We start from the raw sequence: 17011 nt of genomic DNA on the forward strand, positions 1-17011 counted from the left end.
ATTCTTTTATACTAGTATTATATCAGGAAAAGGATTTAATTTAAATGATATTTTTGTAACATTTCATTAATATAGGGTATAAATTTTTACCAATTATCTCCTTGAATGCAAAAAGGGCTAACCCTCTTTTAGAAGATAGCCCTTTAACCAACCTTATTATACGATTACTTCCTCTTCGTTCAACTCAGCTTCCTCTATATCTCGTGAACGATGGGCAATCCGACTGGCAGCCGCTGCAGCAAGTGCACAGACAATGTCATCCATAAAGGTATGTACCTCTTCCCCTTCATGTTCATCAAGGCTTTTAATGATGCCGAATTTCTCTTTATCAAGAAAGCCAAAATTAGTCAATCCAATCGACCCGTAGACATTCACAATGGACAAAGGAATTATCTCATCAATCCCATATAATGGCTCATCGGTTTCAACGAGATATTGAAGAGGTTCAGGAAGCAATTTCTTTTCCGCTAAAATATCTAGGGAGATGCCGGTTAAAACAGCATGCACGATTTCTCTCTTTTCCAGGACTTTTTCTACATTGTGAATACAGTCTTCGAGCGTGACGTTCGTAATATATTTTTGTTGAAGAAGAAGAACAATCTCTGCGATGTCCTTGATCGTGACGCCCCTATTTTCCAACATTTTCTTTGTAGTTTCACGCATTTGTTGGAGTGTGTACTTTCTCAATGTCATGCCCCCTTTTTCTCTCTCTTTAGCTCAGCCATTTAGGCGGTGTGTTTTTTGCCCAATAGATGGATCCCAATGTATGGTGGCCTTGAAATTCATCATGGTATGTATGGTAATGGAAGTTGAAGTAATACCCATCCAAAGGTGGATGATCTTTTCTTACATGGAACCGAATCAAGTCCTTTCCGGTTTGGGCGTGATAGATGTGAAAAATCTTCTCACTATCTCCACCGGTTGGATTCTCTGAAATGGTCAAATTATTTAATTCTTCTTCCGGATGTTCTGTAGCAAGTTCATTTATTACTTCTTCCATTTTGGGAAAAATGATATCCTTGAACTCGTCCTGTATTTTCGGACCAATTCTGGAACCAAATTTTGTTAAACTTTGAATTTCTGCCTGTTCCTTCGCCAAAGATAGAAATGCTTCCCTAGTAAGTTCTTGCTCTATAGGTCCAATGTAATCAGCTGAATAGTTAAAGTCTTTATTGGTAAAATCACCAAATGTTGAATCATCTTTTTGGTCATCTACAGTCAAGTAGGCGGGTGGCGATACTGTACCGAATGTAAGGGCTGTTATAAGGACTACTAATGATTTTTTTAACCATTTTGGCATGCTAGTCTTCCTTTCTGTCTCTATCTCTAATGCAACAACTCTATTAAATAATAAAACTAGTATACCATAAAAGTAAGAAAATTTTATCAATTTATTTTCTCATTTTTCTATCTCTAAAACCTTTTGTTACAAATTCAGCAAAAATATGTTTGCTTAATACGTTTTCGAATATTTCTTATTCATTTATTTGTGGTTTTTTGTTAATATTAAGAAAGAGTACATATTGGAGGTAATTATTATGGCAGATGTTGCTATCATCGTATCATGCTTTGTGACTTTAGGGGCTTTAGTTTATTTATGTATCGTTGACTGATAAGAAAGTATAAAAAACTCGCGGTGAGCCTAGCTCACCGCGAGTTTTTTCCATTAATTTTTCTTAGTACTTTTCCTGCTTGAGGACATGGAATTTCCATCGATTTCTGTAGTCGTTGTCCCTTGTCCTTCTACTTGAGGAGAGGAAAGCCCTACATTCCCTGGCTTTTTCCTTTTACCGCCCATCTACTGACACCTCATTTCTCCTGCGATTTACCATCAAGAAATAGGGTACCCAACAAGGCTCTTAAGTTTTCAAATATCCGTAATGAAACTTTGCTGTTTTTCTCTTACATACAAAAAAACCAAATTGATCAAACCTCTTGCTTTGCCAATGATCTTTTAGTACCACTCGGTGCCTTGCGACTCTCATGGCGTCATTTATGACTTTTTCCGTTAATTCGTCATAAACAGCAATATTTCTAAGTGGGGCAATACCATTGGATTCCTCTAATAAATGATGAAACATTGGATCGAAATACACCACGTCAAAACTATTATCCGGCAATGTCGAAAGTATCTTCTGATGATTACCGTGAAGGACTTCAATCCGCTTCATCGCTTCATTCATTTCCACCATTTCCGATTCCCAATTCTTTAGGCCGGTTTTTACAAGATAGGCCATCATCTTACTTCCTTCGATCCCAACAACCTGACCATTCGGTCCTGTTGCCATGCTTGCCATTATACTATCGGAGGCCAAGCCTAGCGTGCAGTCCAGGAACTTCATTCCTTCTTTTAGATCAGTTGCCTGTAGGAAAGGTTCCACTTCGCCATTTTGCCACCTTTTTGCTCTGAATACAGCTGTATTGGGATGAAAGAATATCGGTTCGTCCTTACCTAGACAGTACCATTCAAAGCGGCTCTTTCCAATTACGAAAATATCCTGTTGCATTTCACTAGAAATTGTTGCGATTGATTTCTTGTTTCTATGATAATAAGGATAGCCTAGATCATCGGCAATTTTCATTGCAATTTGAATCATCTGTTCATTTGTTCTTCCAGCGGTGGTCACGATCATAGATTTTCTCCCTTTTAAATGGCTCTTTTCATTAGGATCTGTTAAACACCGCTGTTGATATCCGCAAACGGCTTCGCTTATTCAGAGGGCCACCTTGAGCCTCCTCAGGCTGCGCCCTGCGGGGTCTCAAGATTGTCGCTACCTCCCCGCAGGACAAGGAATGCTACGACAGCGATACATCGCACGAAGAAAATGCGTTAGCATTTTCGAGGAGTCTTCGCCTTTTGCTCCAATCAACAGCTAGGTTGCCACAAACATCAACAGTATGCTTTACCAGAGCTTTTCATTATCAAAGGGGATGTGCCAGGTTCGCACATCCCCTTTTTAACACTATTGACAGTATTGATGAAAGGCTCCTTGCAGATTGGTCATGATGTTTTCCATCGTATTTGCTTCTATATCATGGCGGTGGATGAAATGTACGACTTCTTTGCCTTTCATTAGTGCCATGGAAGGCGAGGACGGTGGAATATCACCAAAGATCTCTCTCATTTTCGAAGTGGCATCTTTATCTTGACCTGCGAACACCGTCACTAGGTGGTCGGGGGTTTTGTCAGCTTGAATAATGGACTGTGTAGCTGATGGACGGGCCAATCCAGCTGCACAACCACAAACGGAGTTGACTACCACCAGTGTTGTCCCTTCCACATTGTTGAAAAAGTCCTCAACAGCTTCGCTTGTAGTCAACTCTTCAAAACCCGCTCTTGTGAGTTCGTCTCTCATCGGTTTCACTAATTGTTTCATGTATTCTTCATATGCCATGGACATGGTATATTCCTCCTTTTAATTATTCCGTTCTGTCATCTGCTTCCACACGGAACCTTTTGCTTCTTCTCCACCTTCAATTCGTTGAATAGCCATTTTCACTTGCATACTCACTTCAAATTCAGGATCGTTCTCTGCTTCATGCAAAGCAGGTAGAGCAGTTTCATCCCCTACTTCATAGAGGAACATTGCAGCTCTCCAGCGCACCAATTTATTTTTATCTTTAAGTGCTTCGATCATGGAGGGCATTGCTGCTTTATCACCAAGGTCTGACATACAGTCTCCCGCTGTTCTTCTAACGGTTACCGATTTATCTTTCAGCGCTTTTGACAGGTAAGGTAATATATCTGATTCTTCTAGCATGCCAAGATAAACGGTTGCCAAACGGCGGATGGAACCCTTTTCATCTTCCAGAGCCTTTGCCAAGACAGGAATATCCTCTTCTTTTGGATCCATTTGATCAAGCGCCGCAAAGCGTTTGGACCAATCAGGGTCGTCTAACATCTCTAGAGTCACTTTGTAACGTTGCTTTGACTTTATGGTATTCGATTTATCTGTATTTTCTTCTTGTTTTAGCATTTTTTCTATCCGTTCTTCGGTAAAAGTTGCAGATAGTTCTTCTACGATTTCCGTACCTACTGCTTCAAGATCGCCATAACGGACACCATGCTCTTTCCATTCTCTCTCAAGTACTACATTATCTTGCTTTTGTTGAGCGGTTAAAATAGCTTGCATAAATCGGTCAGGTAATCCTACACGCTTTTCTTGTTCACCATCGGATAATTTCACTTGCATAGGAATTCCTTGGAACATCTGGACGAACACTTTTACCTCTCCAAAGCCTTCCAATGATTGTTGTTTATTACCTTCTTGGGTCTCTTCTTTTTCACCAAAAGCTGCCCGTACTTCAGAAAGTATCCCTTTCCAGTCAAAACGAGCGTTTCTCTCGACAGCTAAGAAGTCTGCAACATGGTAGACCCCTTTTACACCTTCGATCCCCAGTATTTCCTGAATGATTTCAGGTGCTTCATTTCCATTCTCTTTGGTGTAGTTATTCCTTGCTCCTGCTGGTAACTCTTCGCTTAAAATAACCTTCATTGTATTGGGACTAGGAGTAGGTTCAATGGATTGAATATTCACTAGAAAACACCTCTTCTATTTTTTCTTGCTACCATGGTAGCATACGTTTCCCCTACACTACACGTATGGCGCTCAAGATTGCTCTTTGATTTTCTCCACTTTTTCAGATAGCTCTTCCCATCTGTTCATGGCCTCATCCAACCGTTTATTTGTTTCTTCCTGCTCAGCAAGCCATTTGCTTACTTTTTCATAGTCACTGCCGGCTTTGGCAATTTCTGCTTCTATATTCTCCAGTTTCTCTTCCAGGCTCATGATCGTTTCTTCAATTGTATCCCAATCTTTCTGTTCCTGGTATGAAAGCTTCAACGTTTTCTGCTTTTGACGGGTTGAAAATTGTGCTTCCTTCTTTGCTGTTTCCATCTGTTTCTCTTCTTTTCGTTTCTGTTGCTGTTCCTGCACATAGTCTGTGTATTCACCAAAGATTCTTTTTATGCTCCCATTTCCTTCAATGATGACCAACTCCTCCACCACTTTATCAAGGAAATAACGGTCATGGGATACAGTGATAACCACTCCTGGGAACTCGTCCAAATATGCTTCCAGAATGGTCAAGGTTTCTGTATCGAGGTCGTTGGTCGGTTCATCCAGGAGCAGAACATTTGGTTGTGACATAAGGATCCTTAATAGATAGAGCCTTTTACGCTCACCGCCAGAGAGCTTTCTTATCGGAGTACCATGGGAGTGAGGAGGAAATAGAAATCTTTCCAAAAGTTGAGAAGCGCTGATGTGCTGACCATCTTCCCCTTTAATGACTTCCGCCTCTTCTTTAACATACTCGATCATTCTTTGTTCCAAGTTCATATCTTGCTGTTCCTGTGTATAATAACCAAGCTTAACTGTCAAACCTACATCGACCTTACCGCTTGTAGGAGTGAGTTTTTGTGCCAATATGTTTAACATGCTAGACTTCCCTACTCCGTTGGGACCAACAATACCGATTCGGTCCTTTTGCTTGATTAGGAGGTTCACTTTATCAAATATGACCTTTTTGCCGTACTGTAGGGACACCTCTTCAAGCTCCATTACCTTTTTCCCCAAGCGGGCAGAACCTGTAAGAAGTTCCAATTCCCCGGAGGAAGAGGTAGAAGCCACCTTTTCATCAAGCTCCTCAAAGCGCTTGATTCTTGCTTTTTGTTTCGTTGTTCTTGCTTTGGCACCTTTTCTCATCCATTCAAGCTCTTGGCGATAGAGGCTTTTTTGTTTTGCCTCCGTTTTTAGTTGCTCTTCCTGGCGTACCGCTTTTGCCTCTAAATAGTCTCCATAATTACCAGAGTAGGTATAAATAGCACCATTATGTAATTCGAATATTTTATTAGTGACCTTGTCCAAGAAATAACGGTCATGGGTGACGAGCAGGACTGCTCCCTGATACTTACCTAAATAATCCTCCAGCCATTCAATCGCTTCAAAATCAAGGTGGTTGGTAGGTTCATCAAGAATAAGCAGGTCCGCAGCTTCAACCAGTGTCTGGGCAAGTGCGACCCTTTTTTTCTGGCCTCCTGATAAACTTTCAATCCGTTGGTTGACTTCGTTGATACCCAGTTTGTTAAGAACCGCCTTAGCATTTGCGCTGGCATCCCAAGCTTGAAACTGATCCATCTGAGATTGCAGATTCGCGAGACGCTCATGCAACTGTTCATCTGTCGGGTTTTCCTGTACCTGCAGTAGACAGTTCTCATATTTCATGATGATGTTATTTGTTTGTGATTCTTTACTAAAGATTTGCTCCATCACAGTATTAGACTCTTCGAGTGCAGGTTGCTGGGAAAGAAATCCGATGGTGTAGTCATTTGATGTGGTAATGGAACCAGCATCAGCAGTTTCTAGACCAGCAATGATTTTTAATAAGGTTGACTTACCTGTCCCATTAACCCCGATCAAGCCGACCCGCTCTTTTTCCTGGATACTGAAATTAGCATTATCCAATAACACTTTCTCTACATATGTCTTTGACAGACTTTCTCCAATTAACATTTTCATACGATTATATCTCATTCCATTCTTTCATAAATTGATCAACGAATTGTTTCATGAATGCCTCGCGTTCTTCGGCAATTCTTTTCGCTTCTTCCGTCTGAAGCGTATCCTTCAAAAGAAAAAGCTTCTCATGGAAGTGGTTGATGGCTGTTGACTTTTCTTTCCGGTATTGTTCATATGTCATCTCACTTCTTACTTCTATTTCCGGATTATACATCTCTTGCCCTTTCGCACCGGAATACATGAATGTACGGGCAGTACCAATGGCACCAAGTGCATCCAATCTATCGGCATCCTGTACCACCTTCCCTTCAAGCGTTTCCAAAACGATTCCGTTTCCGCCTTTGAAGCCGATGTTTTCTATCGTATGTAGAATTTCATCAATATGTAATTTCGTTAATGGGAGTTCCGCCAGTAGTTCAGCTATTTCTGCTTTTGAATTTACTTTGTCATTAGTCAATTTATCGTCAAGCACATCATGCAGTAGTGCAATGATTTCTACCATCAATAGGTTTGCTTGTTCCACTTTTCCAATATGTAAGGCAAGTCTTCTGACTCTTTGTATATGGTACCAATCATGTCCGGTTGTATCATTCTTGAATATTGATTCTACGTATTCCTCTACTTTATGTATCACAAAAGTTACTCCCTTTTCGTTTGATTCCTTCTTATTTTACCATGAGTGAGAAGATATCCATACCATTTCGCAATCCGTGGGTTTTTATCACAGTAACATAGTCTTTCTAATCCTCATAAAATACAAGTACAGCCTCATGGAGTCAACAAAAAAGCCGATGGCAAGGTCTGGCTATCATACCAGAAGGGATGCACATCAGCTATTTAAGGAGGAGAGAAAATGTACTATCCTCGTACTTCAAACAGTTCACAAATTGGTACCGCTTGGTTCGGAACTCATATTGTCTTCATTCGTTGTAATTACAAAACAGATGAAACTTTATCTTTATTTAAAAGTGATCATGCCCCATTCGAACCTGCTGCAGAAACTTGCACTGAAACCCTATCAAGATTTATTAGTATCGGCTATACACTTATTGGGGCCTACCCTCTAAATGACAGTGAAATTCAGTTTGTTTTGCAGTACCGATGAGCCATTATTCGTTATACCATGCAATCCCTATCGTATTCACCCCGGCATGTACGGCAATGGCAGTGGATAAAGGGAATGGGTTAATCGGGATATCCGGATACTTTTCCCTAAGATTAGCAACAAGACTATCAGCATCTTCTATGTTCGTACCATGTAAGACAAACAATTCTTTGATAGTTGCTTGGGCATGTGCCTCCTCCAAAAAATCCACAATCTTTGACAGCGCTTTCTTATGGGTCCTTACTTTTTCGGCGACATCCAGCTTTCCATTTTCGATACGAATGATCGGTTTAATCTGGAGAAGACTACCCAATAATTTTTGCACCCCCGACATCCTACCGCTGCGGTGAAGTTGTTCGAGGCTGCCAATAAGAACATAGATATCACATTTTGTTGCCAGGTCGTGGAGGTAGTCAAGGATTTCCTCATACGCCTTACCTTCCTCCATAGCCTTTATCCCTTTCTTTACCATTGCAGACAATGGAAAAGAAATCACTTTTGAATCCACTGTGTGAACAGGGATTTCCACAAGTTCACCTGCCTGCATACTAGACGAAACTGTACCGCTTAGATGACTGGATAGGTGAACGGAAATAATTCGGTCATAGGATTCTGAAAGTTTACTGTACAATTCCACAAATGCCCCTACAGAAGGTTGGGAAGTTTTGGGCGGAGTATTGCTTGCCTCCAATTTTGTATAAAAATCCTCTAGGGATAAGGTCACCCCATCCAGATATTCTTCCTCTTCAAAATAGACGACCATCGGTATGCTAAACACATCCGGATGATTCTTCAACATCTCGTCCAAATATGCCGTACTATCTGTTACCCACGCTATTTTCTCCATCAAAAATCCCCCGTTCTCTATATCTTTTACCCTATTTTATTATACTATTCTGACAATAATGCTTGCAACCTAGGAAACACTTTTAAAGCAGTGTCATGAAATACCGCCTGATGATAGTCTTCAGGAATGATCCCCCTGATGAATTGAATATAGCTACCTACAGAAATAAGCGGCCAGTCGGTACCAAACATCAGCTTCTCATAGTGATCGCAGTAGTCTAGAGCATGCAATAAATGCTGTAGGAACCTTGTATGCCGGTGGCGATCAATTTCCCGTTCCGTGCCGACAATTAACCCAGAAAGGTCAGCAAACATGTTTCTGTTTTTATATACAACCTCTGCACCATCCAGCACCCACGGGTCACCGAAATGTGCCATCACAAAAGTGACATCCCTATTCGCAACAGCCACCTCGTCAAGCGTTAATGGATGTGCATATTTAAGCAGTCCTCTTTCTGAATACGTATCCCCTGTATGAAATACCACCGGTAATTGATACCTAGCTGCCAATCGATAGACCGGTTTGTATATCTCATCATAGGCATAGAAGGGGTAGTAACCCAGGTAGATCTTCATTCCTACCACATTCAATTTTTGTATTTCTCTTTCTAGTTCCCTAAGATTTTTCTCTTCCATTTTATAAGGGTTAATTCCTGGACAGTACCCCATGCTTGCTGGGATGGAAGGGGCAAGATCAAGGCCCATTGGTGTTTCACTGCGAGGGTCTGGAAATCCTAAGGGTTCTGTTTCGGTAACCCCCATTGCTACAGCTCCCACCACCTTATGTTGGTTCCACTCTTTCAGGAGTCCATCGTATGTATAGGATAGGCAGGAAAGGTTGTCAGCGGTATCTTGGAAACTCTTTATGGAAGAAAAATGCACATGCGCATCAATTACTTTCAAACGTTTACTCCTTTCTTCGAATAGTGATATTATTATTAATTCGATAATAATATAGGAAAACCCTTCTCCAAAATTAAGAAAAGGGTTTTCTTTTATAATAGCCTTTTATAATAGCCTTTTATAAGTAATAGTTATTCTTTCGAACTCAAGAATACAAGCAGAATTTATTATAGTAACTTTTCAATATCATTTTTCATTTTTGATGGGGAGGTTGCAGAAGCAAAGCGTTCCACCACTTCTCCGTTTCTATCCACAAGGAACTTGGTGAAGTTCCATTTCACTGCTTTAGAGCCCAATAATCCCTTTGCATTTTCTTTCAAATATTCGAACAGCGGATGGGCGTCCTCCCCATTCACATCCACCTTTGAAAACATCGGAAAGGAAACCCCATAATTCAATTGACAGAATTCGCTGATATCCTCTTCTTTTCCCGGTTCTTGGTTACCGAACTGATTACACGGGAAACCAAGTACCATGAACTGTTTGTCCTGATACTCCTTATAGAGTTCCTCGAGTTCTTCAAATTGTGGAGTAAAACCACATTTGCTAGCTGTATTGACAATTAGCAAGACATATCCTCTATATTCGGATAATGGGACCTCCTTACCTCTGATGTCCGTTGCAGAAAAATCATAAATTGTTGTCAATTTCTTCACCTCGTCTTTTTAGGATTCTATGATGCCCCCTGTTGATTTCCGCACAGAGCTTCGCTTTCCCCAGGGCACTATAGTTAGTATGAATCAAGGGTGAGTGTGCTGTCTATGTTGGGTATGCTTCATCTAAGGCTTTTGACCATATATGTCAGCATATCTCTCAAGTCATCTATATTCTCCTCATGGATAGGTCTAGAAAAGCCGACTACTGCTGTAAGTTTAATTTCTTCCTTCTTTTCATGATTAATTGTAGAAAAAATACGGATTTCTCTTTCTTCCCAAATTTGGGATAGAAGTTCTCTCAAGTTCGATACTTCAGTATCGATATCGGCTTCAGAATGAGCTGTTTTCGTAAATTTTAACTTTACTTGGCAACCAGGTTTATTATTAAGACGGAGTAATTCTCCTGAGATATTCTCTATATCAGAAGAAAGAATAATCTCTCCGAATACTGACCCATCCAACGTAACTTTCATACTGAAGGAACGAGACATCGTCGCAAGATCAATCCTATCCTTCCGGTCTGCGATTTGAATCTTTCCTTCAAGGTCCAAATCGTATAAATCCCCCTCTACAACCACTTTCAAATTATCAAAGACAGTAGGATCGAACATCAGAAAAGACCTACCGCTTTTCCATCCTCATCCACATCCATATTAAGTGCTGCAGGCTGCTTTGGCAGTCCCGGCATGGTCATGATATTTCCTGTCAGTGCGACAATGAATCCAGCTCCTACGGATGGCTTTAATTCCCTAATGGTAATGGTGAAATTTTCTGGTCTACCAAGCTTTTTGGCATCATCACTCAATGAGTATTGTGTCTTTGCCATACAGACTGGGAGATGTCCCCATCCTTCGCCAACAATTTGCTGTAGTTGTTTCTGCGCAGCCGGGAGCAGTTCGACACCTGAAGCACCATAGACGTTTTTCACAATCGATTCTAACTTCTGTTCGAGTGGGTCGTCCGATTTATAAAGAGGCGTAAAGTTCGATTGTTTATTTTCGATTTGCTCTAGAACTATCGTGGCAAGATCCATACCTCCATCCCCACCCTTTTCCCATACTTGGGTCAGTGCCATTGGAATCTGGTTTTTCTCGCACCACTGTCGCACAAAGTCTATTTCAGCTTCTGAATCGGTAATAAATTCATTCAAGGCGATCACATAGGGAAGCCCAAATTCCTCTACTGTTTCCACATGTTTTTTCACATTTTCTATTCCTTTAGCCAAAGCTTCAAGATTCTCTTCTTTCAACTGATCTTTTGCCATCCCACCGTGCATTTTGATCGCACGAATGGTTGCCACTATCACCACTACTTCTGGATTGAACCCAAGCGCAGGGGTTTTGATATGCAAAAATTTCTCAGCACCAAGGTCTGCTCCAAACCCTGCTTCCGTCACGACATAATCACCTAGTTTTGCCGCCATTTGTGTGGCAATGACACTGTTGCAACCATGTGCTATATTTGCAAAAGGCCCACCATGGATTATCGCAGGTGTATGTTCCATAGTCTGCACAAGGTTTGGCATGCAGGCATCCTTAAGGAGCAATGTTAATGCACCTTCTACATTTAAATCCTTTACAGTAACCGGTTTTTTAGTGATATCATATCCAATGACGATTCTTGCCAGCCTTTCTTTTAAATCACTTAAATCCTTTGCCAAGCAAAACACTGCCATTATTTCAGATGCAACGGTAATATCAAATCCATCCTCACGAGGAACACCTTGTGAAGGTCCTCCCATACCAATCACAACTTTTCGAAGGGCACGGTCATTTAAATCGAGCACTCTTTTCCAAGTAATTCTTCGTGTGTCAATCTGCAGTTCATTTCCTTGATGGATGTGGTTATCTATCATCGCCGCCAGAGCATTGTTGGCAGTTGTGATGGCATGAATATCGCCTGTAAAATGAAGGTTGATATCTTCCATTGGAAGCACCTGTGAATATCCTCCGCCTGTTGCGCCGCCTTTCATCCCCATCGTTGGCCCAAGAGAAGGTTCACGCATCGCAATCAACGCCTTTTTGCCAAGTTTATTCAGTGCCTGACCAAGGCCAACTGTCACCGTAGACTTTCCCTCACCTGCGGGAGTCGGGTTGATGGCCGTAACCAAAATGACTTTCCCATCCTGTTTTGTATGTAAACGTTTGGTGATATCAAGTGAGAGTTTGGCTTTATATTTTCCATAAAGCTCTATTTCATCTTCTTCAATATCAAGCAGACTAGCTATGTCCATAATTTTTTTCATAGATGCTTGCTGTGCAATCTCAATATCGCTAAGCACGGCAGTTTTGGTATGTTTCATCGTACATTCCCCCGTTAATAATAATAGACCTATACAATTGAGCTTAAATAACGTTATTATTGTACCACTTTTCCGAAAAATTATGGGGTGGTACTGCTCATCATCATATTCTATATCTTGATAATTCATAAAATCTTAACATATATTTTGAAAAACTTTAATTTTCCGACAACAAACGGTTGATATCATTTGTTTATATTCTGTTTACTTGTTAGGAGGTTAAAAATGGATAAGAAGAACCCGAAGATTATCATTTTGACTGCTTCTTATGGAAATGGTCACTTGCAAGTAGCCAATTCCCTTTACCAAGAATGCTTGAACAAAGGATTTGAGAATGTGAGTATCTGTAATCTATATGCGGAATCCCACCCCTTCTTTTCCGAACTGACAGAAAAGCTTTATAAAAAAAGTTTTACTTTCGGGAAGCAATTCTACAAACTTTTCTATTACGGTACAGATAGAATACAAAATAGAAAATTGCTCCGCTGGTATTATAATTACGGATTCAAACGGTTAACTTCTCTTATTCAATCAAAGGGGCCCGATATATTGATCAATACCTTCCCGATAAATGCGGTTCCTGAATTCAGGAGACGGACTGGCATGATTATTCCAACATTTAATGTTATTACCGACTATTGTCTTCATAGACTTTGGTTGCATGATGATATAGATAAATACTATTTTTCCACCATTGACTTAAAATCAAAAATACTATCAGAAGGCGTTAGTAATTCTAAAGTAGTCGTAAGTGGTATCCCCATCCGTCCAGCATTTTCAGAATTAGTAGACCAGAGGCTTTTATTCGAGAAATACCGAGTTACTCCTGGAAGAAAGCTTATCCTCCTTTTAGCCGGAGCTCAAGGAGTTATAAAGAATATAAAAGAAGTCTGTGAAACACTTCTTCAAGAAACAGAACATCAGATTGCAGTAGTATGTGGAAATAATCTTTCTCTACGGAGGGGGTTGTATCCATTGGTTTGTAAAAACGCCCAAAGATTCCACACTTACTGGCAAATGTGCTGGTTTCAAAGCCGGGAGGCATTACACTTACGGAGGCGACCGCTATCGGTACCCCACTTATCCTCTATAAACCGGTACCTGGTCAAGAAAGGGAAAATGCATTGTTTTTCACCAATAAGGGAGCTGCCATTACTGTTTGGAATCAGGAAGAATTAGTAACTACCATTCATTCTTTACTGGAGAATAGAGAGTGGCAAATTGCCATCGGTACTTCCTTAAAAAAGTTACACCAACCACAATCCCATAAAATAATCATGGATGATATCCTAAGGGTAAGTGATAAAATTGCTCAATCGAATTTAGCAACTATAAAGCCAGTAAACAAAAAACTTGGGAGCTGATATTTCCGCTCCCAAGCTTTTTGTTCCTTCTTATCATTCCGAACCACTGCCACCCTTAACTTTTGCTCCCTTACTTTTATAAGGCTTGTTGCTTTTAGCTTTATTAGCTGCTTTCTGCCAGCGGCTCCACCCCTTCTTACCCGTTCCTCGGCCTGTTCCTCCGCCCTTGCTCTTTGATCCACTCATTGCCTTCACTCCTGTATATGATCAATAATTTTAGACTCTTTTCGTCAACTTTGTTGCATTTACAAACTTATAAAATAACCGTTATATTCGTTATTGTCGTGCTCTTTTCCCTGTTGTACAAATTTATTACTGCATTTTTTAAAGTTTCTAATCAGTAAAAAGTCCAATTGCCGACTTTTTACTAGAAAATAGCAACAACCTTTGAGAAAAGTGCTTAATTTTATCATTTGATTAAACATCTAGCTTACTACAGGAGAGTGTTTATGAAAAGGTTTTTCATGTCTAGTGGCTAAAGCTTTATTCACTTGTGGTGTACACTTCCTCAAATGGCTGAACGACCACAAAGCCACTGCCAGCGAATTTCATTTGGATGGATTCCCCACTGCCTCTTCCAAAGAAGGTCTTCAACTGCACATCTGTGACAAATTCAGGCTGTAGATTGCCCGACCACGCTACAGTAGCATTCGGATCGGTATAGACAGGCTGTCCTGGATACACCATCAGTGTAAGTGGCTCATAGTGGGAGGTAAAGGCCACCATCCCCTGTCCTTCCAATCTAACATTGAATAACCCCCCCGCCATCATGCCGGCCACTCTTCTCATCAATTTGATATCCCATTCCATCCCCTTTTCAAATGCAAGAAGATCGTTTCCATTGATAAATATGCTATCCCCTTCTAGATCAAGGATGGTTATTTTCTTCCCTTGATCTGCAACGTATAGTTTGCCCTTTCCAGACGCCTTCATCAACTGGGAACCTTCACCGGTAAATGCCTTTTTCATAAGTTTCCCTAAGCCGTGCTCGAGGATCCCTTCCCGTTGAAACTTTATAGAGCCTTCATAGGAAATCATCGAACCCATCTTTGCCCAAATGTCACCGTTAAGGTTTATTTCAAGTATCCTTTCCGTTTCGAGTTCAAACAATCCCTCTCCTTTATCCTCCTGTTTGCTCTTTTGGATAAATTGTTGAATAGAGTATTTAGACATAGACAAATCGCCCCTTTATTTTTTTTGTAGCATGAACACCCACATAAATGTTAAGGATTGCTTCAGGATTCGTGGTAAGTTCGTCGTGTCCAGATTTTTCGCTTCTTCCTTATATACGGGCATCCCATCCAAAAGTTCCCAACCATTTTCCTGTGCCAGCTGTTCAAACTCCCAAGGCATCATTGTATTGCAGATGGCTTTCTGATTATATAGTCTTGGAAAGCTGTTTCCCCTTGGTCCCGCTGTAGGTCCAAGCAACCCTAGAAACAACTTCCCGTTTGGCTTTAAAACCTTGTGAAACTCTTCCAACACCATTAAAGGATGTTCTACCCATTCAATAGAGTTGATAGCCATGATGGCATCCAAGGAGGCTGTGTCCAAATGCAGTGCAGTTAGGTCTCCTTTTTGAAAAGTAACATGCTTATGTACTCTTTTTTCTTTTGCACGTTCAATCATTTTCTCTGATATGTCTATACCAGTTACGTGAAACCCGTTCTCAGCCATTAATAGAGACCCGAATCCATCCCCACATCCTGCGTCTAAAATATGTGAACCCTCAACAAGCCTCTGCTGGATGAACGGTACAATGGCCTTCCTGCTCCCCTGCAGCCACATATTTTCACTATTTTCATGCCAAAAATCAGCACGTTCATCCCAAGCTTTTTCTGTTTCTTCCTTCCAATCGAATGCTTTCATCTTATACACCCCCGAATAATTTTATTCTACAAGGAAACGCTACAACCGTATAGAGAAAGGAGGATAAACTTTGAGCGAAACATTTGTGGCAGTACAAAAAAATGGGGATGGAGACATCACAGGTTTCAAAACATCCACCGGAAGAGTCCTCTCCTATCAAGAAGCATTGAACGATGTAAATCAAGGTGTAGTCATTGGAGCAAATGTATTTAAAGGCAAGGACGGCGAAATGTATATCCGAGGCAACGCCGATGGCGATCCCACCAACAACTTGGATAACTTACCGATGTTCTAAAATATCAAAAGGAGACAAACACCATGACAAAGAAATATAACAGAGGCGGAAGCCAAAACCAAAACAGTCCTACAAGTAGCTTTACAGCTGGAAGCGAGAAAGTTGCAGGAGATAATAGCAAAGGAAATAAGCGAAACAAAGATCAAAAAGACAAAACGGACCTATAATATACTCAACCGCGGGATGCTGTCCAAGATTAACGTATATTGGACAGCTTTTATTTATGCCTGATACTTCTTGATTTTCCCCTAAACAACTCTACCCTTGGCTCCAATAATCCTTTATAATTTTCTGTAAGTGAAAAATATTTCTGTAAAAGGAGCCTACATCATGTATATACCAAAACAATTTAGAAAGGAAGACTCTGCTGAGATAATCGAGTTTATCCGATCACATAGCTTTGGCGTGTTATTTTCACAACATGACGGGGTGCCCACTGTCACACATTTGCCATTCATTGTATCTTCACAAGACGATGGCACCATCACCCTACTAACTCATATGGCAAAGGCAAATCCTCATTGGAGATCTTTGCACTCCCAATCCGGGGTAGCCGTTTTCACAGGCCCACATGCTTATGTTTCCGCTTCTTGGTATGAAGAGGAAAACACCGTTTCAACTTGGAACTACATAAGTGCCCATGCTCACGGAAATATAGAGATAATCCAAGAAGAGAATTCGCTTAAAACTATATTGAAGGAAGCAACAGATTTCTATGAGAAAGGGTTTGACGCACCCTGGAAACTAGAGGATCACGAGGAAACGGTGGATAGTATGTTAAGCGGTATCGTCGGGGTAAAAATGCATGTGGAGAAATTAGAAGGTAAATGGAAATTAAACCAACACCATTCAAACGTACGTAAAAAGAGAGTCATAGAACAGTTAAAGAAACAGACTCCATATGACTCAAAAGAAATTGCAAGATTAATGGAAAAGGAACTAAATAGAAGTAACAAAGGATAGATTCAAAAAGATCTATCCTCAGTGTGTAGACAAAGCTTAAAATAATGAAATTCTCTAGTTGATCGCAGTGGAAGGAGCGAAGACTCCTGCGGGAAGAAAGGACATGGAAGACCCCGCAGGGCGTAGCCGAGGAGGCTTCCGGACTGCCCGCGGAAAGCGAAGCTCCTGCAACGAAGATCAACTCTTCCAA

General features: G+C 40.8%; 22 protein-coding genes. 6 read left to right on the forward strand and 16 right to left on the reverse strand.

All coding sequences use genetic code 11. The features are described 5' to 3' along the window. Positions 1 to 156: 156 nt before the first annotated feature. The 8 genes from MKY77_RS13575 to MKY77_RS13610 form a co-directional block, all read right to left on the reverse strand. The gene (locus tag MKY77_RS13575; protein WP_339146407.1) at positions 157 to 693 is read right to left on the reverse strand and encodes a phosphatidylglycerophosphatase A; all 537 of its coding nucleotides are present in this window, start codon (positions 691 to 693) and stop codon (positions 157 to 159) included. A gap of 19 nt (positions 694 to 712) precedes the next feature. After that, positions 713 to 1300, reverse strand: a complete 588-nt coding sequence (locus MKY77_RS13580) for a YpjP family protein (protein WP_339146408.1) — start codon at positions 1298 to 1300, stop codon at positions 713 to 715. A gap of 366 nt (positions 1301 to 1666) precedes the next feature. Further along, on the reverse strand, positions 1667 to 1798 hold the full coding sequence (locus tag MKY77_RS13585) for a YuzL family protein (RefSeq protein ID WP_339146409.1): 132 nt from the start codon (positions 1796 to 1798) through the stop codon (positions 1667 to 1669). Between the two features lie 61 nt (positions 1799 to 1859). After that, positions 1860 to 2633, reverse strand: coding sequence for a class I SAM-dependent methyltransferase (locus MKY77_RS13590; protein WP_339146410.1), 774 nt, complete (start codon positions 2631 to 2633; stop codon positions 1860 to 1862). A 330-nt stretch (positions 2634 to 2963) separates the two neighbouring features. Beyond that, a complete protein-coding gene (locus tag MKY77_RS13595) occupies positions 2964 to 3401 on the reverse strand; it encodes a BrxA/BrxB family bacilliredoxin (protein WP_339146411.1) in 438 nt (145 codons plus the stop codon). Between the two features lie 15 nt (positions 3402 to 3416). Beyond that, complete coding sequence (locus tag MKY77_RS13600) at positions 3417 to 4538, reverse strand: conserved virulence factor C family protein (protein WP_339146412.1); 1122 nt, start codon at positions 4536 to 4538, stop codon at positions 3417 to 3419. Positions 4539 to 4610: 72 nt separating this feature from the next. Beyond that, the gene (locus tag MKY77_RS13605) at positions 4611 to 6518 is read right to left on the reverse strand and encodes an ABC-F family ATP-binding cassette domain-containing protein (protein ID WP_339146413.1); all 1908 of its coding nucleotides are present in this window, start codon (positions 6516 to 6518) and stop codon (positions 4611 to 4613) included. 4 nt (positions 6519 to 6522) lie between these two features. Next, a complete protein-coding gene (locus MKY77_RS13610; RefSeq protein ID WP_339146414.1) occupies positions 6523 to 7152 on the reverse strand; it encodes an HD domain-containing protein in 630 nt (209 codons plus the stop codon). 219 nt (positions 7153 to 7371) lie between these two features. On the opposite strand from MKY77_RS13610, the gene MKY77_RS13615 reads away from it, so the two are divergent. Then, positions 7372 to 7623 carry a hypothetical protein gene (locus MKY77_RS13615; protein ID WP_339146415.1) on the forward strand — a complete coding sequence of 84 codons (252 nt, stop codon included), beginning with the start codon at positions 7372 to 7374 and terminating at the stop codon, positions 7621 to 7623. A gap of 4 nt (positions 7624 to 7627) precedes the next feature. On the opposite strand, the gene MKY77_RS13620 is transcribed toward MKY77_RS13615, so the two are convergent. From MKY77_RS13620 to MKY77_RS13640, 5 genes are all read right to left on the reverse strand, one after another. Continuing rightward, complete coding sequence (locus tag MKY77_RS13620) at positions 7628 to 8470, reverse strand: DegV family protein (RefSeq protein WP_339146416.1); 843 nt, start codon at positions 8468 to 8470, stop codon at positions 7628 to 7630. 44 nt (positions 8471 to 8514) lie between these two features. Further along, entirely contained in the window at positions 8515 to 9372 is an 858-nt protein-coding gene (locus MKY77_RS13625; protein ID WP_339146417.1) for a TatD family hydrolase, read from the reverse strand. A gap of 167 nt (positions 9373 to 9539) precedes the next feature. Further along, positions 9540 to 10019, reverse strand: coding sequence for a glutathione peroxidase (locus tag MKY77_RS13630; RefSeq protein ID WP_339146418.1), 480 nt, complete (start codon positions 10017 to 10019; stop codon positions 9540 to 9542). Positions 10020 to 10147: 128 nt separating this feature from the next. Further along, a complete protein-coding gene (locus MKY77_RS13635) occupies positions 10148 to 10639 on the reverse strand; it encodes a hypothetical protein (RefSeq protein ID WP_339146419.1) in 492 nt (163 codons plus the stop codon). Further along, positions 10639 to 12330, reverse strand: a complete 1692-nt coding sequence (locus tag MKY77_RS13640; RefSeq protein WP_339146420.1) for a formate--tetrahydrofolate ligase — start codon at positions 12328 to 12330, stop codon at positions 10639 to 10641. The genes MKY77_RS13635 and MKY77_RS13640 overlap by 1 nt, the downstream gene beginning before the upstream one ends. A 225-nt stretch (positions 12331 to 12555) precedes the next feature. On the opposite strand from MKY77_RS13640, the gene MKY77_RS13645 reads away from it, so the two are divergent. Both MKY77_RS13645 and MKY77_RS13650 read left to right on the forward strand, forming a co-directional pair. Beyond that, a complete protein-coding gene (locus MKY77_RS13645) occupies positions 12556 to 13509 on the forward strand; it encodes a hypothetical protein (protein WP_339146421.1) in 954 nt (317 codons plus the stop codon). Further along, the gene (locus MKY77_RS13650; protein ID WP_339149819.1) at positions 13398 to 13694 is read left to right on the forward strand and encodes a hypothetical protein; all 297 of its coding nucleotides are present in this window, start codon (positions 13398 to 13400) and stop codon (positions 13692 to 13694) included. The genes MKY77_RS13645 and MKY77_RS13650 overlap by 112 nt, the downstream gene beginning before the upstream one ends. A 33-nt stretch (positions 13695 to 13727) precedes the next feature. On the opposite strand, the gene MKY77_RS13655 is transcribed toward MKY77_RS13650, so the two are convergent. From MKY77_RS13655 to MKY77_RS13665, 3 genes are all read right to left on the reverse strand, one after another. Next, the gene (locus MKY77_RS13655; RefSeq protein ID WP_339146422.1) at positions 13728 to 13880 is read right to left on the reverse strand and encodes a DUF3934 family protein; all 153 of its coding nucleotides are present in this window, start codon (positions 13878 to 13880) and stop codon (positions 13728 to 13730) included. Between the two features lie 297 nt (positions 13881 to 14177). Then, positions 14178 to 14867 (reverse strand): AIM24 family protein, encoded by a 690-nt coding sequence (locus tag MKY77_RS13660; RefSeq protein ID WP_339146423.1) that lies wholly within the window; start codon positions 14865 to 14867, stop codon positions 14178 to 14180. A gap of 15 nt (positions 14868 to 14882) precedes the next feature. Further along, positions 14883 to 15563, reverse strand: a complete 681-nt coding sequence (locus tag MKY77_RS13665) for a class I SAM-dependent methyltransferase (protein WP_339146424.1) — start codon at positions 15561 to 15563, stop codon at positions 14883 to 14885. 70 nt (positions 15564 to 15633) lie between these two features. Between MKY77_RS13665 and MKY77_RS13670 the strand changes: the two genes are divergently transcribed. The 3 genes from MKY77_RS13670 to MKY77_RS13680 all read left to right on the forward strand — a co-directional run bounded on the left by MKY77_RS13670 (position 15634) and on the right by MKY77_RS13680 (position 16821). Continuing rightward, complete coding sequence (locus MKY77_RS13670; protein WP_082153463.1) at positions 15634 to 15858, forward strand: DUF3892 domain-containing protein; 225 nt, start codon at positions 15634 to 15636, stop codon at positions 15856 to 15858. 23 nt (positions 15859 to 15881) lie between these two features. Next, a complete protein-coding gene (locus MKY77_RS13675) occupies positions 15882 to 16025 on the forward strand; it encodes a hypothetical protein (protein WP_339146425.1) in 144 nt (47 codons plus the stop codon). Between the two features lie 163 nt (positions 16026 to 16188). Beyond that, positions 16189 to 16821: an FMN-binding negative transcriptional regulator gene (locus MKY77_RS13680; protein ID WP_339146426.1), complete on the forward strand. Its 633-nt coding sequence runs from the start codon at positions 16189 to 16191 to the stop codon at positions 16819 to 16821. The last annotated feature ends 190 nt before the right edge of the window (positions 16822 to 17011 follow it).

Origin of the sequence: Sutcliffiella sp. FSL R7-0096, from assembly GCF_038595065.1 — a bacterium.
Lineage (GTDB): Bacteria > Bacillota > Bacilli > Bacillales > Bacillaceae_I > Sutcliffiella_A.